Consider the following 22,920-nt stretch of genomic DNA (forward strand, 5'->3'; position numbering starts at 1 on the left):
GAACGGCTTCAGAACGGCTTCACGGATCCGTGCCGGCTCGTGGCCCACGCGAACCACGCAGGTCGGCCCGGTGCGCGAAAGGAACGGATCCGGTCGGGAGTTGACCCCGGTCCGGCAACGGCCGTAGGACCCGTTCAGGAAATACGGGGATCGTTACGGGATGCGGATGGTGCGGAAGAAGTAGCGCAGCCGCCAGGGGCGCCGGCCGCGGATCCGGACCTTGCCGGTGAGTACCGCCCGCGGCTTGCCGACGCGGTGGAACAGCATCAGGTTGAGCGTCACCGGGTCGAACGAGACGCGTACGTCGGGTCTGCGGCCGGGGCGTTCGACCGTGACCCGGCCGTTGTGGACGACGACGGTGACCGGTGTGGTGTGGCGGGAGCGGAACTCCGCCACCAGCCGGCCGGTCCGCACCGGTTCACCGGTCTCCGGGATTTCCAGGATGTGACCGGCTCCGTAGGTGGTGACTCCGACGAAGAACAACTCCAGGAACCATGCCGCGTCCTCCGGCGGGATGGACCATGGCTGCCGCACGGCACGTGCGATGTCGCGTCCGTGGATGAGGATCTCGTTGAGCAGATGGGCGAGCAGCCCGGCGGCCGGTACGCGGGAGCCTCCCAGCCACGGCAGCGGCGTATCCGGTGCGGTCTCGGCGGTTGCCGAGAGCAGGGCGCCGATTCTCTCGCGCAGCAGGTCGGCGAGTCTCCCGGGGTCTCGTTCGGTGAGTTCCCGCAGATCGGCCGCGTTCATTTCCGCCACGGTGTCCAGCGTGGTGTCGGCCATGCGGCCGGGCGGCCTCGTCTCCGGAGCGCGCTCAGGATCGGTGGACGTTATCGGGACGTAGAGCCCGGCGATATTGGTGACGTGTGCGGCGACGTCGGTGACGGACCATTCCGACGTCGCTCTCACGTTCGGGTCCGGCACTGACGAGACCAGGTTCGCGAATCGGTCGGTGGCGGCTTCCAGGGCGGTACGGACCCTTGTCCATGACTCCTCGGAGATCACCGGCGGCCAATCGGCGGACTGCCGGTCCATCGTCGCAGGACACATGGGCATCCTCCCGTCGCGCCGCCGGTGGCGCGCATGTGCGGCCGGCGGGGTCACCGCGCATACCGCGGGTGCCCGTGTGCGATGAAACTAGCCGTGTCGGCGGGTCAGGGGCAAGTGTTCAGCAATGACCTTTTCAGAAATGCACCGGCCTGAGCTTTCTTGACGATATTCATGGGCAGGTTCTAGGCTCCGCAATATCTCATTTCCTTGCAAAGGGTCAGCGGAAACGCCGGCCCGCTTTTGAGAAGGACGCGGATCATGACCACGACCACCGAGCGGCAGACCGGGGAACTGGGCGGCGATCCCACGACGCCCGGCGAGTGGATTGACCGCGCGCGCCGGGTGGCCGGGATACTCGCCGGCGACGCCGCGCAGCGGGACCGGGACGGAAAGGCGCCCTACCGGGAGGTCGAGCTGCTGAAGGAGAGCGGGCTGGTGACGCTGCTCGGCCCGGCGGCGCACGGCGGCGGCGGGGAGACCTGGACGACGGCGCTTCGGGTGTGCAGGGAGGTGTCCAAGGCGGACGGCTCGGTGGGCCAGCTGCTGGGGTACCACTATCTGTGGTCCTGGGCTACGCGTTTCTTCGGCACGGAGGAGCAGATCGCCCGCGACGAAGAGCGTTATACGCGCAACCGCTATTTCTACGGCGGCGCCATTAATCCCAGGGACAAGGACATCGTCGCGACCGACGAAGGGGACGCTCTCCGGCTCAACGGCGGCAAGTCGTTCGCTTCGGGCAGCCTGGTGTCGGACCTGACCTGCCTGACCTGCGCGCTGGAGGACGGCAGCAGGCTCTTCGTCATCGTGGACTCGAAGTCGCCGGGCCTGGTCTACAACCACGACTGGGACAACATGGGCCAGCGCCTGACGGAATCGGGCAGCATCACCGCCACGGACCTGATCGTGCCGTGGAACGACGCCATCGGCGACGCCGAGAAGAAGAGCACGCCCATGGTGTACGGCTCGCTCTCACTTCTCACGCTCCAGCTCGTCATGACGAACCTGTATCTCGGGATCGCGGAAGGCGCCATGGAGTCGGCCGCCGAATACACCCGCACCAAGACGCGGCCCTGGCCGTACGGCGGCGACGACAAGGACGCGGCGACCGACGAGTGGTACATCCTGGAGGCGTACGGGGACTTCCGCTCCAAGCTGTGGGCGGCCGAGGCGCTGATCGAGCAGGTCAACGAGCGGCTCTCCGGCCTGCTGCACGGGCCGCGGGAGGCCGTCACGATGGAGATGCGGGGAGAGACGGCGGTCCGCATCTCCGCGGCCAAGCAGCGGATCATCCGGGACGGGCTCGACGTGTGCACCCGCGTCTTCGAGGTGATGGGCGCCAGGTCGACCTCCGCGGCGTACGGGTTCGACCGGTTCTGGCGGAACCTGAGGACGCACAGCCTGCATGACCCGGTGGCCTACAAGGCACGTGAGGTCGGACGGTACACGCTGCTCGGCGAACTGCCTCAGCCGTCCTTCTACACGTGAGCCGGCCGGCTCGCCGGTTCGGGCCCCCGGTACGCGGTGCGGCCGGGAGGTCCGTGGTGGAGCATGGTCGGCAAGCGAGTCCACCGGAGGTCACGGTCGTGAAGCAGCATCGCCGCAATTACGGCCAGTACTGCGGTCTGGCCGCCGGGCTCGACATCGTCGGCGAGCGCTGGACGCTCCTGATCGTCCGGGAGCTGCTGGCCGGGCCGTGCCGCTACAACGAGCTGCTCGCCAACCTGCCGGGCATCGGCACGAACCTGCTGGCCGACCGGCTGAAGTTCCTCACCTCGTGCGGGATCGTCCGCCAGCGGCCCCGCGCGGGCTCGAAACTCCGGGTCTACGAGCTGACCGAGCAGGGCGAGGGCCTGCGGGAGACGGTGCTCGCCCTGGCCCGCTGGGGCCTCGGCACGCTGGACGAGCCCCTCCCCGGCGACATCGTCCGCCCCCGGTGGGCGGCGCTCGCCATCGAGGCGATGATCCAGCGGGACATGGCGGGACCGGACGAGCAGTACGAGTTCCGGATCGGTGACGAGGTCTTCCACGTGCAGGTGCTCGACGGCGGGGCGACGGTCGTCCACGGGAAGGCGACCACCGAGCCCGCGCTCGTCCTCACCACGGATTCGGTCACCTTCGTCAAGATCGGCGCCGGGCTGCTGAACCCGCTGGAGGCCACGCTGACCAACCGCCTCGTCCTGGACGGCGCCGAGGACGCGATCATCCGCTGCTCGCGCCTGCTCGGCCTGATGGCCTAGAGGAGCCGCTCACCATGCGCGCACAGGTCGTGCGAGACGCGTACAAGGGAGGTACCGGTGACTGAGGCGTACGTTCGCGAGCCGGACCCGCCGAACCTCAGCGTCGGCACGCGCGAGTCCTACGCGTTCTCCGTGGAGGCAACGATCGGGCAGCGGAACATGCGCTACCTCATCGGCCGCCGGTTCGGCGGGCACACGGCCGTCACGGTGCTGCTCGTCTCGCATCCGGCGACCCTCGCCGGCACCCACGTGTGGATCACCGAGGACGCGGCGGCGGGCAGCTGCCGCGTCGTGACCTACGTGCCCACCATGAAGACGCCGATCCAGCTGGTGGAGCGCCATGTCCTCGGGTGCCTGCCGCTGACCGACATCGGCTACCTGGACCTCATGGCCTGGCGCTACCCGGGCCTCGGCCCCGGCCGGGAAGGAGCGCCGGCCGACATCTCGTGGAGCCGGTGGGACGGCGCCTCGGCCCGCAGCTACCCCGGGCCGTCCTGCACCCCGGGGCTGACCGTCACCGAGGCGACCGACCGGTCCACCCGCATGGTCGTGGCGCGGGCCGTCGAGCGGCTCGGCACGCCCGTCCGGCGGTGGGAGGTCCTGGAGCTGGGCGATCCGGACACCGGCCGGCTGCCCCGGCGCATCCGGGTGTCCCGTCCGCAGACCGGGCACTGGACGGAGTTGCGGCGCACCACCGAGCCGGTGGACGTCCCCGCGGCGGCGTTCGAGACCGGGCCGGACGAGCTCGGCGAGACCATCGAGGCGGCGCTGGACGGTCGGGCCGCCTGAGCGCGCGGCGGGTCATGGAGAACCGTTCAACCTCGGAAGTCTCGCAATCGAGCGGCTCGCGCCACCCGGGCCGGGCACGCCGCGGGACGGCCCGCTCACCGGTCCGGTGCGAGGCGGCGGGCGAGCCAGTCCAGTGACATGAGGTGGCGCCGGTCCAGGTCGCCGTGGCCGCCCGGGAAGAGCTCGTAGTGGACGGTCTCCTCCCGGACGCCCGCCCTGGTGAGGGCCCGGTCGAACGCCTGCGCGCCGAGGTCGAGGTAGTGCTCGTCGGCTGCTCCGCCGTCCACCCAGATGCCCCGCATCGACCGCAGCTCGCCGGCGTACCGGGGGACCATCCGGACGGGATCCAGGTCCAGCCAGCGCTGCCAGACCTCCGGGATCAGCATGCCGCTCAGCGGGTCGAAGGGGATCTCGGGCGTGCCGTCCTGCCGCGCCGAGAAGCAGGCGGACACGCCGTACAGGATGAGCAGGGAGCGGTCCGCGGGCGTCGCCGGGACGCCGCGCTGCCGGAACTCCTTCCACCAGCGCTGGATGTCCCCGTCGTAGGGCCGCAGGAAGCGGATGCAGCCGAGGAACTTCGCCACGCACGTGTAGTCGAACAGGGCGTCCCCGGCGTGCGAGGCGAGCCCGCCGAAGAGGTCGGGGCGCAGCATCGGGGTGATCATCGCCCCGTAGCCGCCGCTCGACCTCCCGGCTGTGCCGCGGTGGTCGCGGTGGGCGAGTGTCCGGTAGTGCCGGTCGACCCACGGCACGATCTCGTCGCACAGGTAGGAGTGGTAGCGGCCGGTGCCCGGCGAGTCCAGGTACTGGCTTCCTCCGTAGGCGGTCCAGGCGTCGACGTACACGACGATCGCCGGCGGTGCCGCGCCGGAGGCGAACAGCTCGTCCACCGCCTCGACGAACGTCTTGCGGAACGGCGCGCGGTTGCGCCACATCTCCACGTGCCCCAGGTATCCGTGGAGCATGTAGACGGCCGGGTAGCGGTGGTCCGGCATTTCCTCGTAGGACGGCGGGACGTACACCCACAGCGGGCGCCGCCATGGGTCGTCCAGCGGATTGCCGCGAAGCAGCTCGCTCTCGAATACGTGCTCGTCGAGACGGCCGGACATTCCGGCTGACCACGGAAGCATTTCCATCCTCCTGGGCCGTATGCATGCCCGGCGGGCTATCGGCATGCCGGTCAAACATAACCGCAACATTGATGAATGGCCATTGGCGGTGTTTGACTGCAGGCCGGTGCTGTCATTGAAGTCCGCCAGGGAGAGGAATTGATATGAACGGCCGGTCGACTTACCTCCGAATCGGTCGCCGGCTGGCGCGGATCTGCGGGCTGTGCCTGCTCGCCGGCGGGCGCATGGCCGTCATCGTGCTCACGGCGCGGCGGTCCGCGCGCGCCCGGCGGCTGACGGCCGAGCTGGTCCGGCTGATCGAACGGCTGGGCGGCGCGTTCATCAAGGCGGGCCAGATCATGGCGACCCGGGTGGACCTGGTGGGCCCGACCGTGGCGGGCGGGCTCAACCGGCTCCACGACGAGGTGGCCCCGATGACGGCCGCGGCGGCGGCCGGCACCGTGCGCCGCGCCCTCGGCCCGCTGCCCGGCGAGATCGCGGACGCGCTGGCCCGCCCGCCGGTGGCCAGCGGCTCGATCGCGTCGGTCTACCGGGTGCGGCTGACCGGCCGCACCGTCGCGCTCAAGGTCCGCCGCCCCGGCGTCGAGGAGGCGATCGGCGCGGACCTCGCCATCATGGGCGTGCTGGCCAGGGCCGTGACCAGGGTCCCCGCCTTCCGCCGGGTGCCGGTCGCCGAGATCACCGAGCAGATCGGGCGGTGCCTGGTCGGGCAGCTCGACTTCGCCGCCGAGGCGGACAGCCTGCGGCGGATGAAGGAGCTGCTCGCGCAGATGCCCGAGGTGCGGGTTCCCGCGGTCGTCCCGGAACTCTGCGGGGACGGCGTGATCGCCATGGAGTTCGTCGACGGGCTGGCGCACGCCTCGATCGAGCGGCTGCCGGCGCGGGTCCGCGAGGAGGAGGTCGCGGTCCTCGTCCGGGCCGTGTACCACCTGCTGTTCTCCGGCGGCTTCGTGCACGTCGACCTGCACCAGGGGAACACGTACTTCCGGCCCGACGGGACGGTCGTGCTCCTCGACGCCGGCTTCACCTACACGCTGGGCGCCGAGGCGGCCCGGAGCTTCACCGGGTTCTTCGGCGGCATGATCGAGGGAGACGGCGAGGGCTGCGCCGACATCCTGCACGCGACCGTGCGGGGGGCGACGTCGGCCGCGGCCATCGACGAATTCCGCACCGCGGTCGCCGACCTGGTCAAGCGGAACACGGGGGCGCGGGTCCGGGATTTCAACCTGTCGGTCTTCTGCGTGGAGCTGTTCGATATTCAGCGCCGCTGCGGGCTCTTCGCCGAACCGGAGTTCATTTTCCCAATGCTCTGCCTGCTCAGTCTCGAAGGGCTGGTGAAGGAGCACCATCCGACGATGGACTTCCAGATCGAGGCGGCGCCGTACGTCATGGAGAGCCTGCTCGCCGAGCCGCCGGATGAGCAGCGGCGCATTGCCTTGCCATAGGTTTTCGATAACGCGACCCTTAACTGGAAAGTCGGAAATTCATCCGATTTCAGAAGGAGTCAGGATGGCAACGCCAACGCAGACCATGGCCGAACGCACGCGCCAGATGTGGACGGCGGTCGACTACCACCCCATCGCGGTGCAGGACCTCCTGGTGAGCGAACTGCTGGCCCGGGCCGCGGACGTGCACAGCGGGCACCGCGTCCTGGACGTCGCCGCCGGCACGGGGAACAGCGCCCTCGCCGCGGCCAGGCGCGGCGCGCGGGTGACGGCCACCGACATCGCGGCGAGCGCGCTGGAGACCGCGTCGCGCCGCGCGGCGGTGGAGGGCCTCGCCCTGGAGGTGGAGGTCGCGGACGCGCAGGAGCTGCCGTTCGAGGACGGCGCATTCGACGTGGTCATGTCGAGCTTCGGGGCCATGTACGCGCCGGACCAGCGGCGCGCGGCCGGCGAGCTGCTGCGGGTCTGCCGTCCCGGCGGGCGGATCGCCATGGCGAACTGGACCCCGGACGGCATCGTGGCGCGGCTCCAGCGGGTCATGGCGTCGGTCATGCCGAAGCCCGCGAAGCCCGCGCCGCGGCCCGCGCCGCCGGTGGCGTGGGGCGGCGAGCAGCACTGCCGGGAGCTCTTCGGCGACCGGGTGGCCTCGCTCAGCGCCACCGTCCGGGTGCACGAGATGTGCGCGCGGTCGGCGACGGACCAGGTCGAGCTGATGGCCGGGCATCTCGCGCCCTGGCATTTCGCGACCAGGTCCCTGCCCCCGGAGGCCCTGCGGCAGCTGACCGAGGGTGCGGTCGCCGAGTACGAGCGGGTCAACCGCGCCACGGACGGGACCCTGGTGGCCCGCGCCGAGTACCTGGAGCTGGTGGCGGTCAAGGCCTGACCGGCGGCGCGGGTGCGCGCCGCGCGTCCGGCGTCACCGAACGAAGGGGCCGGGCCGTCCAGCGCGGACGGCCCGGCCCCTGTTCGTCGCCCGGTGGCTCCGGCGAGTTCGGCCGCGATCTCACGCCCAGGGGGCGACGGGGTACCAGATCAGCTCTCGGCGTGCCAGGAGACGAACGTCCCAGTAGAGGAACGTGAAGACGCCCGCCACGAGGAAGGCCACACCCGTGATGACGGCGGCCCGGGCCGGCTTGGCGGCGAACCAGCGCTGGATCCGGCTGCCCGCCAGCAGGGCGAGGGCCATGAAGATGACCGCCAGGATCAGGATGTTGCCCACGGACTGGAGCGTGAAGGCGAGGGCTCCGTACAGCGGGTTGTGGCTCTCGGCCGCGTCCCGGAAGAGCTGCCGGAACATCGCGAACGGGCGGCCGATGAGGAAGCCCCCGATCAGCACGCCCATCAGGACCATCCGGGCGTGCGGGAAGCGTTCCGAGATCCGCGCCATGGGGTCCTTCACGACGCCCAGCGCGGCGAGGCCGAGATAGATGAGGACCAGGCCGATGACACCGAACACGATCATCGACTGGATGCTCCGCGGGGACAGGCCGGTGCCGGACGGCGCCGTCGAGAACTGCGGCATGTGCGTCCCGACGAGCCCGACGATGAAGCCGTAGGCGGCGGACACGGTGATCATGCCGGCCGACAGCCAGCCGAGCGGGCGCAGCGTCGCCAGCAGCCGGCTGCGCACCGACGGCCGCTCGCCCAGCAGGGGCGCGACGGCGCCGAAGGCCGCGATGTTGCACGCGGTGAACGTGCCGCCGAGGCCGGAGGCGAACGCGAACGCGATCCCGGCGAGAATGCCGGAGATGGGGGTCTCCTTCGCGTCGTGACCGAGCATCGTGTTGGCCACGTTGTCGCCGATGGTCCGGTCCACGAATTCCGCGGACCAGACGACGGTGAGCAGGAATCCGGCCAGTACGCTGAGTGCGATGATGCGGCCCCGGCGGGCCGGGAATTGTTGCGGCGCGACAACAGGCTGCCGCGTTCGCGTACCAGATTCGCCTTTGACCATGCGAGCCTCCAGGGAGGACGTCCCGTCCGACGGTTCGGATGAATTGTAACGAATTTAGTGCGTCGAATTATTGATAAATTGCGGTGTTCATGTCTCCTCGGCGAACCGCCGGAAGCGGCCGCCGTGGAACAGCAGGGCGTCCTCGTCCGCGCGGCGGCCCATGGCCAGCGACCGGCCGAGGACGATCGTGTGGTCGCCCCCGTCGTAGCTGCGCCACAGCGCGCACTCCAGCCAGGCGGCGGCGCCCCGGATCAGCGGCGCGCCGCTCACCTCGCCGGGCGACCAGTCGACCGATTCGAACTGGGCCCGTCCCTGCGGGCGCCAGTCGTCGGCGAAGTGCCGGGCGACGCCCTCCTGCGAGGCCGCGAGGACGGACACCGCGAAGTACTCGGCGGCCGCCATCACCTCGTGCATGATGGCCTTCCGGTCGATGCAGACGAGGACGAGCGGCGGGTCGAGGGAGACCGAGGCGAACGCGTTGGCGGTCATCCCGTGCGGGCGGGCGCCGCCCACCGTGACGACGGTGACGCCGGTGGCGAAGGCGCCCAGCACCGTGCGGAACAGCCTGGAGTCGCCCGCCACGGCCGGCGCGACGACCGGCGCGGCCCGGCCGGTCACGGAAGCACCGTCGCGCGCGCGGCCGCGGTGTACGGCGCCAGGGCCAGTGCGAGCGGCCGCGGGATGCGGGCGGGGAGGGTCCGGCCGTTCTCGCCGCGCATGCAGGCCACGCGCTGCCGGCCCCTGGCGACGGGCACCTCCCCGTTCCGCTCGATCCGCACATAGTCGAAGACGAACTCGATCTGCGTCTGGGTGAGCTCGGCGAGGCTCATCCTGATGGCGAGTTCGTCGAAGGCGGTCAGTTCGGCGAAGAACTCGCATTCGACGCTCACCGTGAACAGCTTCAAATCCGCCCGCAGTTCATCGAGCACCGCCGGTGCGCGCTCCTTGAGGAACATCTCTCTGCACCGCCCCTGCCAGCGCAGGTAATTGACGTAATAGACGTTTCCAACGAGGTTCGTCTCTTCGAATCCGACCACATGCCGGTGTTCGTAGTAGTGCTCCACGGTTGTCAGCACTTCCTTTTCGTCGAAACGGCGAAGACGACCGGTTCGGCCACATCGCGCACTGTGGTCGCGAACGTGGCGACCCGGATGTCGCCCGCCGCCAGCACGCTCCACCCGTCCCCGCGCGGCGGCAGCAGCGTCAGCGGCGCGTCGGGCAGCGCGACCCCGGCCTTCTGCAGGCATTCGATCGCGCACCAGACCCGGGTCGCGGCGAGGTCCGCGTCGCCGCCGTGCCCGCCGGCGTCCTCGCCGGCCAGCAGACCGGCGACCCTGGAGTGCCAGCCGAGCAGATCCTGCCATTCGCGGCCGCTCCGGGAGACCACGGGCTCCAGGTCGCAGCCCAGGGGCTCCTCGCCGGCGACCGCCAGCGTCAGCCCCGCTCCGTGCGCCGCGGACACCGCCGGGGCGCCGGGCACCTCCGGCCGCCCGTCCGGCCGGTAGAGGATGTCGGCGCGGCGGCCGAGGACCCGGCCCACCGCGACGGCCGTGCTCTGCCGGCGGGTCTCCCCCGCGTCCGGCTCGACCGCGACGGCGATCCTCGTCCCGAGCGCATCGGCCAGACCTCGTTGCAGCAGCGGACCCAGCAGCGCCGGGGCCCACGGCCCGCGGCCGTCCCTGCGCCGCACGGCGCGCAGCCGCAATGCCTCCCACTGCTCCACGACGGTTCCGTCCGGGGCACGGACGGTGACGTCGTAGACAAAGGTGCCGTCCGCGTGGCTCCGCTCGGTGGCGGTGAACGCCAACTCCCCGTCAGCCGGTTCCCCGGCGGTCGCGTACGGCCGGAGCCGCTCGATACCGACGGGCAGCAGGGTCGCGTCGGGCACGCAGACCTGGATCCCGTGCATGACGGCATCGCGCATACCGGGGTCGCCGAGCCGCAGGTCGCCGGGGAGGAACATGCCGAACCAGCCGGAGGCGTCGCTGGTGGCCACGGCGGCCTCGGCGCGGTGCGCCTCGACCCGCAGGTAGCGCCGGAGGCGCTGGAACCGCTTGCCCTGGAACAGGACGTCGCCGTAGAGGTCGCGTCCTGGGTCGAGCGGTACCGGCGGCAACTCCCCGTCGAGTGAGACGGGCCCTTCCCCACCGACCGTGGCCTCTGGTGCGGCGAAGCGCACCGTGGCCCGGAAATGGTCGGCCCCGTAGCCGGTCTCGCTGCTGCGGATGACGACGTCCACGGTCTCCCCGCCGGTCGCCAACGCCGCGACTCTGACCGTCGTCGCGCCGTCCGGGGGCACCACGATCGGGCGGGCGAACTCGGCCCGCTCGATGACGGGCACGCCCTCGTTCCCCCCGCAGGCGGCCGCGGCCTGGGCCATCGCCTCCAGGCCGAGCACGGCCGGGAAGAGGAGGTTGCCGTCGAGGCTGTGGTCTTCCAGGTAGGGATCGTTGCCGGGCGTGAGGTCGGCCTCCGTGACCAGCTCCACCCCCGGGTAGTGCACCAGGACCCGGTCGACGAAGCGGAGCAGCGGCAGGTCGGCGGACTCGTGGCGCAGGGTGTCCAGTCGCCCGGTGCGGCCGGTCACCGCGACGACGGGCGGGACGTCCGGGTCGGCCAGCAGCCGGCGCAGGACGTCGATCCCCTGGCCCGTCGTGATCGGGCTGACGCCGTCGCGCGCCAGCGACTCCACCACGGCGAGCCGCTCGCCCATGCCGACCCCGCTCCACACCGACCACTCAAGGCATAGCGCGCGGCAGCCCGGGTGCGTGCGCGGCACGTCCCGGGTGAGGGCGGCGAGCCAGTCGTTGGCGGCGGCGTAGTCCGCCTGGCCGGGCAGTCCGGCCCGGCCGATGATGCTCCCGAAGGTGACCAGCAGCCGGAGCTCGTCCGGCTCGACCGCGTCCAGCACCGCCCGCAGGCCGCCCGCCTTGGGCGCGAAGGTGGCGAGCAGGTCGGGCATCTCCAGGTTGCGCAGCGCGGCGGGCTCGTTGCGGCCCGCGCCGTGCAGCACCGCGGTGACCGGCCCCAGCGACCCGCGTATCCCGCTCACCGCCGCACGCACCGCGCGCGGGTCGGCGACGTCCGCCCGCACGTACCTGACCGAGGCTCCGGTCGCGCGCATCCGCGCCAGGTTCCCGCCGAGTTCGGCGTCGCGCTCCGGGTCGGACCGGCCGAGGACGGCGATCCGCGCGCCCGTGTCGGCGGCGAGGGCGAGCGCGCACTCGGCGGTGATGCCCTTGCCGCCGCCGGTCACCAGCAGGACGTCGCCGGGGCCGAGCGGCGGCGCGCCGGCATCGGCGCGGACTGCCAGCGGGCGGAGGACCGGAACCCGCCGGGTCCCGTCGTCGGAGTAGTGGGCCTCGGTGAATCCGGTGGTCCCGGCGACCTCGGCCAGGACGCGCTCGACCGCCGCCGGCGTCGGCGCGATGTCGACGATCGTGGTGCGGATCCGCCGCGCCTCCAGGTGGGCGGTCTTCACCAGCCCAGCCGCGCCGGGACCCTGCTGGACGAGGACCAGGCGGTCTCCCGGCGAGCCGACCACGGCGTCCTGGGCCGCGACGAGCGCCGCCTCCAGGTCCGGCACCGCGCAGCCGGACGGCAGGCAGATGAGCACCCCGGAGCCCACACCGCCGTTCTGCAGGGCGTGCCGCAGTGACTCGGCGATCGGGTGGTCGTCGGGTGCGTAAAGGTCCCACCGCCCGTTGCCCTCGCCGTCCTCGGGTGCGGGGACGTCCTCTTCCACCAGCTCGACGGCGAAGGGCCGGACCCACGGCGCCACCCCATGAATGGGGTCGTGTCTCCCGTCCGACGCGTGCGCGGTGCCGGCGAGAGTGTCGAGGGTGTCGGCCAGTTCCCGCACCGATGCCGTGGCGAAATTGACCGCCGCCTGGGCGGCGGGCAGTCCCAGTTTGCGGGCGGCGTCGTTCATCACCTGGCTGACCGTGATGGAGCTCATGTGCAGGTCGTCGAGGGGACGGCTGTCCTCGTCCACGGTCCCCATCGGCAGCTCGGCCCGCTCGGCGAGGAGGCGCCGCAGAACATCCACGCTGTCGTCCGCCTCGGAACCGGCCTCGGCTTCCACCGGTTCCCGTGCTTCTTCGGCGGGCTCCTCCCGGAAGGAGGGCACCGCTTCCTCGGGCACGGCCTCGCATGGGCTGGCGAAGAACGCGTGCTCGGCGTCCAGGTCCAGCGGACGTACGAGGCGGCCCGCGAAGAGGGCGCCATGGTCCATCTCCGCGCCCATGGCGTAAGCGGCCCCCACCGCGCCCAGGAAACCGGCCAGCGACTCGTCGTCGGTGTCGGTGGCGACGGCCGGTACATCCGTGATGTCGCTCGTCATCGCGGTGAGCACCCGGCCCGGCCCGACCTCCACGAAGAGGTCGGCGTGGTCGGCCGCCGCAAGGATCGCGGGCCCGTACTGCACCGGGTGGGTGATCTGCCTGCGAAGGAGCGCGGGCACGTCGGCGTCCGCCGGAAGCTCCGCGCCGGTCACCGTGGAGACGACCCGCCGGGTCAGCGGGCCGAACCGCTCACCGGAGAGGAACTCCCCGAAGGCGTCGGCGGCCGGGGCCACCAGCGGCGAATGGAAGGCGTGCGACACCTTCAGCCTGGCCCAGACCAGGCCCTCCGCGGCCGCGGCCCGGCCGGCGCGCTCCACCGCCTCCGCCGGACCGGCGATCACGGTCTGCCGGGAGCCGTTGTAGCCGGCGATCACGACCGGCTCCCCGCCGATCAGCCGCTCGACCGCCGCCGCCCCCGCCGCGATGCCCGCCATGGCGCCCGTCCGGCCGTGCTGCTCCATCGCGGCGCCGCGGCGGACCGCCGCGCGCAGCAGGGTGTCCTCGTCCATGACGCCCGCCCAGTGCAGGGCGGAGATCTCGCCGAGGCTGTGCCCGACGGCGACGCTCGCGCGCACCCCGAGCCGCGCCAGGACCCGGAGGGCCGCGGCCGACCCGGTCACGATGCGCGGCTGGGCCACCGCCGTGGCGACGAGATCCCCGCCGGACGGCAGCGCCGCGCGCGCGTACACCTCCGCGGCCTCGGCGAACCGCCGCCCGAGCGCGCCGCCGGTCGTGCCCTTCCCCGAACCCTGCCCGGGGAAGAGGAAGCCGATCCGCGCCGGCCGGGTGGCGTGGCCGAGGAAGACCGGGGAAGCGGGGTCGACCAGGTCGACGCGGCCCTCGTCGAGCGCGCCGACGGCCCGGGCGAGCTTCCGCTCGGCGTCCGCCGGCGAGGAGACCACGAGCGCCGCCCGGTACGGACGCTCCCGCAGCTCGCGCTGCAGCACCGCGGCCAGGTCGGCGAGCTCGGCGTACGCCAGGCGGGGGACGCGGCGAAGCAGCCGGGCGAGCCGGTCCCGCAGTTCCGCCGGGCCGTCCGCGTCCAGCAGCAGGAGCTCGGCGTCCTGGACGGACGACGCCGCGGCCCGGGTCGGCGGATCGAGGGGGGCGGACCGCGCCGGGGCTCCGCCGTCCAGCACCAGGTGGGTGTTGATCCCGCCGAAGCCCATCGCGGTCACTCCGGCCCTGACCGGCAGGCCGGACGGCCACGGCTCGGCCTTGCGGAGCACGCGCAGCGCGGGCCGCTCGCCGGTCAGCTCCTCGTGCGGGTCGACGCATCCCGTCGAGGGCGGCACGACCCGGTGGTGGACGGACAGCGCCGCCTTGATCAGGCCCGCCACGCCCGCCGCCGCCTTGGTATGGCCGATCATGCCCTTGATCGAGCCGATCGCCGCGGGCCGCGCCGCCGGGTCGGCGGCGCGGCGGGCCATGGACAGCGCCCGGAGCTCGATCGCGTCCCCGACCGGCGTGCCGGTGCCGTGCCCCTCGAACATCGCGACCGTGTCGACGCCGAAGCCCGCCCGCTCGTAGGCCCGCCGGATCGCCAGCCGGTAGCCGCCGATCTCCGGCCGGGTGATGCCGCCCTTCCCGTCCGAGGAGATCCCCCACCCGGCGATCGCGGCGTAGATCCGCCGTCCCGCCGCGCGGGCGTCGGCATCGCGCATCAGGACGACCATGCCGCAGCCCTCACCCGGCCAGAAGCCGTTCGAGCCGCGGTCGTACACCCGCATCTCGTTCCTGGCGAGCGCCCCGGTCTTGGCGAAGCCGATCATCTCGAAGGGGTCGATGGACAGGTCGACTCCCCCCGCGATGGCGACGTCCACCTCCCCGTCGACGAGGCTCCGGGCCGCCGTGGCGACGGACAGCAGCGATGAGGAGCACGCGCCGTCGACGGTGTAGCCGCCGCCCTTGAGGTCGAAGTAGTTGCAGATGCGGCCGGCGATGGTGTTCGACAGCCCGCCGGCGAGAGTGTCCTCGTCCACCGGCGCGAAGGGGCTCTTGTACGCCCGTTCGTAGGAGTCGAGGAACGGGGCCAGCCGCGCGTCGTCCCAGCCCTCCCCCTTGAGCGCGGCGGCCAGGGTGCGGCGGACATACGGCCAGCGGAGCCGCATCATCCCGGCCCGGCTGAACTCGCCCGTGAGCGTGTTGCCCACGACGACCGCCGTACGTTCCCGCGGAACGCCCTCCGCGCGCGGGAACCCCGCGTCGGCGAGCGCCTGGGCGGCGACGTCCAGCGCCAGCCAGTGGGTGAGGTCCGTCGACCGGTACGTGCTGCCGGCGATCTGGAACCCGATCCGGTCGAACTCGTACCCCTCGATGACCGCGGCCGTCCGGGCATAGAACCGGTCCGGGGCCGCGGGGTCGTCCGACCAGTAGTCGTCGAGGCGCATCCGCTCGCCGGGCAGCCCGCGAAAGGCGCGTCGCCCGGCGAGGATGTTCTCCCAGAGTTCCCGCGGCGATGCGGCGTCCGGGTAGCGGCACCCCATGCCCACGATCGCCAGCCTGATCATGCCCGGACCTCGGCTTCCCGTTCGTTCGGCGAGGGCACGGGGAGCGCGGGCTCGGCGGCGTCGGACAGCACGGCCGCGGCCTGCCGCTCCTCCGCCGCCTCGCGCTCGTCCCTGGCGCGGGCGGCGATGTGGAGGGCCCACAGGAAGGCGCCGCGGGTGAGGCACACCAGGACCGTGGCGAAGAAGAGGCCGTACACCATGTGGAATCCGGTGACGAGCCCGTAGAAGGCGGCCGCGCCGCCGCCGAAGGCGACCTGCGAGAGCGGGCGGAGCGGGGTCGTGCCCGGATCGGGGAGCATGTAGTTCGTGAAGAGCACGAACGCCACCCCGGTCATCGTGCCCAGCGCCGCCGGTATCGAGGTGTCGAAGAGCACGCCGCGCACGACCGCCTGGAGGGCGAAGACGGCCACCCATGCGCCGATCAGCCACATCCGCTTGGTGAGCATGCCGTTCAGCATCGTGCCGAGCACGATGATGGCGACCGGGATGATCCAGTCGACCGGGTTCGCGACGTGCTCGGTGAACTGGTAGGGCGGCGCGACGCTCGCCCACGGGGCGACCAGCAGGATGGCGACGATCCCGAAGTTGGACGGGTTCATGAAGTGCCGCATGCGGCCCCGGACGGGCGCGCGCAGCAGCCACTTCCCGGAGATCGCCACCACGACGCCGAAGATCATGAGGGACACGCGGTCGTTGACGTAGACGAGCATGTTCACGGCGAGCGCCGTGATGTGCGCGGGGTAGAGGAACTCCACGAGACCGCGGAGACCGTTCCCCAGGAACCGCGGAGCCCGCTGCTCGCCGCGCGCCCCGATCGTCTCCAGCAGCAGTTCGAGCGCGTAGGCCGTGGCCATCGCGATGAACGGCCATGCCGGGGGCTGCTCGAAGCCGAGGAGGAGGTATCCGAAGACGTTGAAGACCGAGATCGAGGCGGCGAAGTTCCGGAGAGCGATGATCCTGGGGTCACGAGCCGGCTTGGTCATGACGTCACCTCCTGGGCGTGCGCGCCCAGCTGGAGCACGTGCTGCCCCGGGGCGAGCGTGAGATCCTGTTCGCGGACCTGGCCTGTGCGATCGCGCCACGCCAGGTGCGCCGTGACCGGGCCGTGCTCGTCGCCGAGGCCGATGAAGACCTCGTGGCTGCGTTTCCCGCCGTGTCCGCTGGCGCCGTCGACCCTGCCCCGCAGCGTGCGTCCGCCGGTCTTCACCGTGACCTGGGCACCGACGACGGGCGAGCCGGGAGCCGGCAGCGCGTCGCCCTCCGCCCCTGTTGCCGCCTTCTTCCCCGGACCGGGCGGGTGGATCAGCCTCAGGGCGAGGGAGGCGCCGGACGCGGGGCCGTCGTTGCGGTAGAAGAGCGGTTCGTCCCACTGGCGGGCGATGGCGAGGTCGAGCCTGCCGTCGCCGTCCGCGTCCCCGGTGGCGACACCGCGCGTGGGAATGGGAATCGCCATGCCGAGCTCGTCGCTGATGTTGGAATAGCGGCCGTCCTCGCCCTGGGCGAAGAACGCGGGCGCCTGGTCGCCCGCGATGTCGTCGCCCTCCCGCACGTGGGGCCACCAGTACGGCGAGGCGACGAGCGCGTCATTGGCGGTCGCGAGTTCCTGCAGCTGCGCCCACCGGTTGACCTTGCCCTTGACGAAGCCGGTCGTCTGGACGACCTCCAGGACGCCGTCGTTGTCGAAGTCGGCCGTCTTCGCGTCCCACCCCCAGCCGCTCCAGGCGAGCCCGAGCGGAACGCTCCGGTCGGCGAACGGCGCCGTACCGTCCTGCAGCCGCCTGCGCAGGTCGGCCTGGTTCCGGGTGGTGTCGACGAAGGCGAACTGGCTTTCCTGGAGGGCGTACGAGGTGGTGATGTTGCTGACGAAGATGTCGTAGCGGCCGTCACCGTCCAGGTCGCCGAAATCGACGCCCATGCCCTTGAAGGAGTCCCTGCCGAGCACCTTGGACTTCGGCGTCATGGCGGTGCGCTTCCCGTTGACCGCGATGAGCCGGATCTTCCCCGGGGTCGAGCGGTTGTGGCGCAGCCGGTCGGGGCCGAAGTCGTTGGCGACGTAGAGCTCCGGCCGGAGGTCGCCGTCCAGGTCGGTGGCACCCGCCGCGAGCGGCCAGCCGCGGGACGGGACGTCGCCGAAGGCGCCGGCGGCCTCCGCGTAGCGCACGCCCGGGGCCGCGCCCGACGTGGCGCCCGTCCACCGCAGGATGTGGTCGCCGCCCCCGTTGTAGGCGCGGGACATGGAGTCCTGCATGGTCACGCCGCCGCTGACCCGGTCGTCCAGGACGGGGCCGTCCGGGAAGTAGTTGCCGACGAAGATGTCGTCGTGCCCGTCTCCGTCGAAGTCGGCGACCACGAAGGCGTTGCTGTTCCAGCGCGGCCCCCGGTAGCCGCCGCCGGCCTTCGGCGGTACGAGCTCGACCGGGCGGTAGGCGCCGGCGGACAGCCCGGCGGCGTCCTCGCGGGCCAGGAACAGGATCGGGGTGCGGCCCCAGTAGTAGACCGCGAGATCGATGCGCCCGTCCTCGTTGAAGTCCCCGGGGACGCAGCCCATCGGCGCCATGATCCGGTCCATCGGCAGGCCGGCCGTGTCGAGCATGAACGGCTGGTAGCGGCCCGCCGACGCGGCGCTCGGCGCCGGGGTGACCGCCACCCGGTCCGTGCGCGGGTCGGAGATGCAGAGGTCGTTGGCCAGGCCGTCGCCGTCGAGGTCGTTCATCGCGACCCCCGCGCCGACCGAGGAGATCCACGCCTCGATGTTCTTGTAGTCCTTGTTGACCCGCCGGACGGTCTGCTGCGGATACCCGGCGGGCATCGCCACCGAGAGCGCCGCGAAGCGGAACGAGTCGGCGATGCTCCTGGTCCGCGCGGCGGACTCCGGCGGCAGCCGGGAGAGGTGGAACATGACGAGGACGAAGACGATGGCGACCAGGCCGGCGCGGTTCCGACGAGCCCACCCGTTGAGCAGGGACATCACGTACTACCTCTCCACATGCGCGAATCCGCTGGTGTCAGTCGTCGTTCCTTGCCGGCGGCGGGGCCGCGGCGTTTCCGGACGCGCCCCATCGGCAGCTCCGGGCGCCTTCACGATTCGGGTCGGGCCGGGGAGGGCAGCTCCGCGAAGCGGCGGCGGATCCGGCGGCGCCAGGTCTGGTAGGCGTCCGCCGCCGCCGGGTCGGCGGGCAGGGCCTCGTCGGTGCACCGCGCCGCCTCCGCGACCTCCATCCCGCACAGCGCCCGCACCGCCGCGACGGTGTGCGGAGTGACCACGCCCGCCCGCTCCCGGGCCTTGGCCGCGAACGCCGCGCCCTGGGCCGCGTCCGGCAGGTGGCGGCCGGCGCGGGCGGCCAGTTCGCGCAGCGACGCCTCGGCCGCCCGGATCGCGGCCGGGTCCTCCTCCCCGCCGGCGGGGCCGGTCGCGCCGCGGAAGCCGGCGTACGTCGCGGCCAGTCCCGCGCCGGCCCACAGATCGGGCTGACGGGCGGGGGCGAAGCCGTCGATCGTCCCGGCCAGCCGGTCGACGTCGGCGCCGCTGACGAACCAGAGGGCCCGGCCTATCCCCTGGTCGACCACGTGCGCGGCGTCGCGGGCGGTTCCCGGACCGCGCCGCAGGATCCGGGGCGGGCGCTGCTCCCCCACGACGACCGGGGTCCGGAAATAGGCTTCGTGGAAGCCGTAACCGTCCAGGGCGAGCCGGCGCAGCAGCGGATCGCCGAGCCGGACCCGCGGCCGCAGCGGGGCCGGCAGCCGGGCCAGCGCCCAGCCGGCCCCGATATGCGCCGTATAGACATGGTGCGCCGCCGGGCCGGCGATGAACCTGTGCAGGCGTCCGCCGCGGCCCGGAAGAAGGCCGTCGAGAATCGCCAGCGCCATTGAGGCGCCTTCATAGGCGAAACCGCGCCCCTCCCGCGCGACCGTTTCCAGGCGGGCCGCGATCTCGTGCTCTCCCGGCACCGTCATGCCGTATTCCAGGCCGGTGAGGAACCAGCGGCCGATCTGCTCCAGATAGTCGCGGGCCTGCGGTTGCCCGGTATGGAAGCCGCGCACCGCAAAGGTGACCTCGGTCGGCGGCGGCGCCAGCATTTTATGGAGGGCACGTCCCGTGGCGAAAGTCATCGATTTCTCTCAAACGTGGAGATCGTTCGCTGCCTGAGGCCGACTGACCACAACAACTTACCGGGCGATTTTACGTTGCCCCCGGCGAATTATCTGCACCCTTTCGAGCCTCCGATCTCGATCACGGCAGGCGAACAGGAAGCTGGATCTCAACGCAATTGCCGGTCGTCCATTCAGAGCCTTAAGGGACGATCCGAGCGGGCCGGCGGCTTCGGCCGCGCCGCGATCCTGAGACGCGGGCGCGGCCGAATCCGGCACTTATCTCCCCGCCGATCACGGGTTGAATGCACCGGCTCCCGGGCACCGGCCGGCAGGGTTCCGGTCCGGCGTTCCGGTGCCGGTCCGATGATGGCGGGAGGGAGCGAGGCGGCCCGGTCGGGCGGCCCAATGCGGCGGCCTTGTCAGGCGCCGGGGTTGTCGTGCAGGTGCTGCTTGGCCGCCAGGCGGTCGGCCATGGAGTGCCACACCCCCGCGCAGTGCTCGGCGAAGGTGATGAGGCAGTCGGCGCGGTGCGGCGGGACCGCGTCGACGAGCTGCTCGACGTCCGCCTCGCGGACCACGTGCTTGTGCAGCCACCGGAGCATGCCGCGGCCGGACTCCGACTGCCGGATCGCCGGGTCCTGGAGGAAGCTCTCCAGCAGCGGTCCGGGATCGAAGCCGGCGATGTCGCGGGCGGGCCGCCGCACGGCGATGACCTGGCGGGACGCCGGGGAAGGGCCGGGTGGAGCGGTCCCGGACGGCCTGGCACCGGACGGGTGGGAGCGGATAGGGTCTTCGCCACGCCGCAGCTGTTTGCGGACGTCATGGGCGGTGCCGACCGAGATGCCCGCGCCGGCGGCGATCTCCCGCAGCGAGGCGTCCGGGTGGGCGGTGAGGAACTCCATCGCGCGCCGCCTGCCCTCGGTGCTGTTCAGCGGGCGGGCCCGGCCGTCCACGCCGATGCGCTTGCTCGACTGCGGGGTTTCCGCGCTTGAGCGTTTCCGCAGGGCGCTGATCGTCTTGTCCGACAGCCCGGTCCACCCGGCGATGGCGCGGTCGGAGAGGTTCGGGTTGGCGGCGATGATCCGCCGGGCGGCGCCCCTGCGGTCGTCCAGGCTGAGCGGGAGGCCGTGCGTGACGTTCTCCCTGACGGCGTGCAGAAATGCCTCATTTTCGTCGCCGTCGAAGAAGCGGACCCGGATTTCCTTCCTGCCGCTCGCGTGCGCGGCGCGAAGGCGGTGCATGCCGTCGATTACCCGCATGGTGCCGCGGTGGACGAGGATGGGCGGCAGTTCGGCCTCGATCTCGATGAGCCGGCGCGTGTGCTTCTCGTCCTCCCCCGCGAGCCGGGGCGAGTCGGCTGGTAAAAGCGCACTCAGCGGAACGGTCTGCAAGTCCGGGTCGGAGGCGGAAAACGGGGCCGGCTCTTCGGCTCCGGCGGGCTCCACGACCGGACCTTCCACCTGGAGGCGTATTTCGCGGTTCGCCGGGGAGTCCCTCCTTCTCCCGGCGGGCGGTCGGGTAATCGGGCGGCCGGCTTCGGTACTGGACAATGTCATCGTCCCTCCAAGACCTTGACGCCTTGCTCGCGAGCCCACAGCGATTATGCGCAGGGCCGTTGCCGGGCGGAACCCGTGACCAGCGCCTTTTTCGGACCTGCCGTGTCCCCCTGGCCAAAGGGTCTTAAGTTAGCCACCGGGCCACTGGCAGGCATGATCCGCCGCTTCCTGGTCCTGCTGAGCCGCAATGGCCTGCGGCGCCGGATGTGACTCATGTGGACCAGGGATATGGGAAGCGGCCCACGGGTTTTTTCATGTCACGCTTGTACCTCGAGTACCACCCCGGCGACGGCAGGGGGCCGGGCCGTTCAGGCGCAGGTAGATCACCTTGGCGAGCCCGCCTGATCCCCGTGGCGGACCGGGGGCAGGGCACGCCGGCGGCCTCTTCGGCGGTAGCCCGGCCGGGCTTCGGCGCGGCGGCGGCGAGGATGCGCGGGACCGGCGGGCCGGGGCACCGCCGAACGGCCGGACACCGTCCGGCATCCACCGGTCTGAACTGGTATCAACCTGTATCGACCTGTAGAGACCGCAATGGCGTTAAATTAACGGGATCGCCGGGGAACGGCTCCGGTCGGCCGACCGGTCGTCGACCAGGAGCCGCACCGCCTGGTAGCAGCAGAGGATGGCGAGCGCCTCCTGGTGGATGAGGTCCGGGTCCCGGGACCGCAGCGTCACCGCGGCTCCCTCGGGTGGCAGCAGGTCGAGCGTGCTGAAGCAGTCCTCCAGGCGCCAGCGGGAGCGGTACGCCGCGCCGCCCGCCGCCGCCGGCAGCGTTCCGGGATCGAGGACGTCGGTCACCAGGGGGCGCCCCGCGTCCTGCGCCCCCGGCCCGCCTTCGGCGGTGCCGGGGATGACGCGGACCACGAGGCCGGCGACGGAGCCGCCGGAGCCGTCCGGGACCGCGAGGCGGGAGAGGTAGGTCCCGTCCGGGAGCGTTCCCAGCCGCGGCAGCTCCTCCTCGGGCCCCGCCCGGCACAGCACGTGCGCGCCGGCCGCGATGACCTCCTCCAGCAGGTCGTAGGGGAAGCCCGCGCCGCCCGGCAGCAGCAGGTCACCGGGGGCCAGCTTCCGCAGGAGCCGGCGGACCAGCGGTGTTCCGTCGGAGGCCGTGCCGGAGATGCCCGCGCCGAGGATCGCGGACGTCCCGCACTCGGCGAGCGCCACCACGCGGACCTGCGGGAGCGGACCGGCCCCCCGGCCGCCGAGCGGGTGACCGAACACGCTGACGTTCCCGGGCGTGTTCGGCACGTGCAGCGGTACCTGGTCCAGGGCCACCGGCCGCATCCCGCCGACGCGCGGGCGTCCCGGATCCCCCTGGACGTCCCGCCGGCTCACCTCCTCCAGCAGCACGGCCATCACCCGCCAGCCGAGTCGCTTACGGGCGTAGGTGATCGCGGCCGGGGTGGGCGGCATCCCGCGCGGCGGCACGGCGGCGAACGGGTGCGCCCAGCTGAGCCCGGCGACCAGCCTGTCCCAGACCTCGCTGTAGCCGAGGTGGAAGAACACGACCATGCTCAGCACGTAATAGACCATGAGCCTGGCCGGGAGCGCGCGGGTGCGCCGCTCCCGCACGCCGAACCTGTCCACCACGCGATCGACGAGCTCCGGCGGAAAGCCGCTGGTCAGTACACCAACGGCAATCCGGTCCGCGAGCAGGTCGCCGACCTGCGGGGGCCTCGCCATGTAAACGATATTGCTCGGCGGCGCCACTCGTGAACCGTGATCTTCCGAGGACGATTCGCTCGGCCCGGTCTCGGCGCGTGAGCCATTCGTGCACGTCACCGCCCAAGTGAAGATGTCTTTTGGGCAGTCAA

The 22,920-nt window shown here is 72.1% G+C and carries 16 protein-coding genes; 5 read left to right on the forward strand and 11 right to left on the reverse strand.

All coding sequences use genetic code 11. The features are described 5' to 3' along the window. Positions 1–153: 153 nt before the first annotated feature. The gene (locus IEZ03_RS16190; RefSeq protein ID WP_184883667.1) at positions 154–1,035 is read right to left on the reverse strand and encodes a maleylpyruvate isomerase family mycothiol-dependent enzyme; all 882 of its coding nucleotides are present in this window, start codon (positions 1,033–1,035) and stop codon (positions 154–156) included. A 273-nt stretch (positions 1,036–1,308) separates the two neighbouring features. On the opposite strand from IEZ03_RS16190, the gene IEZ03_RS16195 reads away from it, so the two are divergent. The 3 genes from IEZ03_RS16195 (at position 1,309) to IEZ03_RS16205 (ending at position 4,076) form a co-directional block, all read left to right on the forward strand. Continuing rightward, a complete protein-coding gene (locus IEZ03_RS16195; protein ID WP_184883665.1) occupies positions 1,309–2,535 on the forward strand; it encodes an acyl-CoA dehydrogenase family protein in 1,227 nt (408 codons plus the stop codon). 98 nt (positions 2,536–2,633) lie between these two features. Then, the gene (locus tag IEZ03_RS16200; RefSeq protein WP_229808328.1) at positions 2,634–3,287 is read left to right on the forward strand and encodes a winged helix-turn-helix transcriptional regulator; all 654 of its coding nucleotides are present in this window, start codon (positions 2,634–2,636) and stop codon (positions 3,285–3,287) included. 57 nt (positions 3,288–3,344) lie between these two features. Beyond that, the gene (locus tag IEZ03_RS16205) at positions 3,345–4,076 is read left to right on the forward strand and encodes a hypothetical protein (RefSeq protein WP_184883663.1); all 732 of its coding nucleotides are present in this window, start codon (positions 3,345–3,347) and stop codon (positions 4,074–4,076) included. Between the two features lie 95 nt (positions 4,077–4,171). Here the strand turns inward: IEZ03_RS16205 and IEZ03_RS16210 are convergent, their stop codons facing one another. Beyond that, the gene (locus IEZ03_RS16210; protein ID WP_184883661.1) at positions 4,172–5,206 is read right to left on the reverse strand and encodes an alpha/beta hydrolase; all 1,035 of its coding nucleotides are present in this window, start codon (positions 5,204–5,206) and stop codon (positions 4,172–4,174) included. A 143-nt stretch (positions 5,207–5,349) separates the two neighbouring features. Here IEZ03_RS16210 and IEZ03_RS16215 point away from each other — a divergent pair, with 143 nt between their 5' ends. Next, entirely contained in the window at positions 5,350–6,651 is a 1,302-nt protein-coding gene (locus tag IEZ03_RS16215; RefSeq protein WP_184883659.1) for an ABC1 kinase family protein, read from the forward strand. 64 nt (positions 6,652–6,715) lie between these two features. Further along, positions 6,716–7,534 (forward strand): class I SAM-dependent methyltransferase, encoded by an 819-nt coding sequence (locus tag IEZ03_RS16220; RefSeq protein WP_184883657.1) that lies wholly within the window; start codon positions 6,716–6,718, stop codon positions 7,532–7,534. Positions 7,535–7,654: 120 nt separating this feature from the next. Here IEZ03_RS16220 and IEZ03_RS16225 read toward each other — a convergent pair whose 3' ends face one another. The 9 genes from IEZ03_RS16225 to IEZ03_RS16265 all read right to left on the reverse strand — a co-directional run bounded on the left by IEZ03_RS16225 (position 7,655) and on the right by IEZ03_RS16265 (position 22,789). After that, positions 7,655–8,467, reverse strand: coding sequence for a hypothetical protein (locus IEZ03_RS16225; protein ID WP_229808329.1), 813 nt, complete (start codon positions 8,465–8,467; stop codon positions 7,655–7,657). Positions 8,468–8,692: 225 nt separating this feature from the next. Further along, complete coding sequence (locus IEZ03_RS16230) at positions 8,693–9,223, reverse strand: flavin reductase family protein (protein WP_184883653.1); 531 nt, start codon at positions 9,221–9,223, stop codon at positions 8,693–8,695. Continuing rightward, entirely contained in the window at positions 9,220–9,669 is a 450-nt protein-coding gene (locus IEZ03_RS16235) for an acyl-CoA thioesterase (protein ID WP_184883651.1), read from the reverse strand. The genes IEZ03_RS16230 and IEZ03_RS16235 overlap by 4 nt, the downstream gene beginning before the upstream one ends. Before the next feature lie 5 nt (positions 9,670–9,674). Then, positions 9,675–15,458, reverse strand: coding sequence for a type I polyketide synthase (locus IEZ03_RS16240; protein WP_184883649.1), 5,784 nt, complete (start codon positions 15,456–15,458; stop codon positions 9,675–9,677). After that, entirely contained in the window at positions 15,455–16,441 is a 987-nt protein-coding gene (locus IEZ03_RS16245) for an enediyne biosynthesis protein (RefSeq protein WP_184883647.1), read from the reverse strand. The genes IEZ03_RS16240 and IEZ03_RS16245 overlap by 4 nt, the downstream gene beginning before the upstream one ends. Continuing rightward, on the reverse strand, positions 16,438–18,426 hold the full coding sequence (locus IEZ03_RS16250; RefSeq protein ID WP_184883645.1) for a CRTAC1 family protein: 1,989 nt from the start codon (positions 18,424–18,426) through the stop codon (positions 16,438–16,440). Before IEZ03_RS16250 ends, IEZ03_RS16245 begins: the two co-directional genes overlap by 4 nt. 110 nt (positions 18,427–18,536) lie before the next feature. Then, the gene (locus tag IEZ03_RS16255) at positions 18,537–19,568 is read right to left on the reverse strand and encodes a DUF1702 family protein (RefSeq protein WP_184883643.1); all 1,032 of its coding nucleotides are present in this window, start codon (positions 19,566–19,568) and stop codon (positions 18,537–18,539) included. A gap of 401 nt (positions 19,569–19,969) precedes the next feature. Next, positions 19,970–20,995 (reverse strand): ParB/RepB/Spo0J family partition protein, encoded by a 1,026-nt coding sequence (locus tag IEZ03_RS16260; protein ID WP_229808330.1) that lies wholly within the window; start codon positions 20,993–20,995, stop codon positions 19,970–19,972. A 648-nt stretch (positions 20,996–21,643) separates the two neighbouring features. Beyond that, positions 21,644–22,789 (reverse strand): transposase domain-containing protein, encoded by a 1,146-nt coding sequence (locus IEZ03_RS16265; RefSeq protein WP_184883639.1) that lies wholly within the window; start codon positions 22,787–22,789, stop codon positions 21,644–21,646. Positions 22,790–22,920 lie beyond the last annotated feature (131 nt).

The organism is Actinomadura livida (assembly GCF_014648675.1).
Taxonomy (GTDB): Bacteria; Actinomycetota; Actinomycetes; order Streptosporangiales; family Streptosporangiaceae; genus Spirillospora; species Spirillospora livida.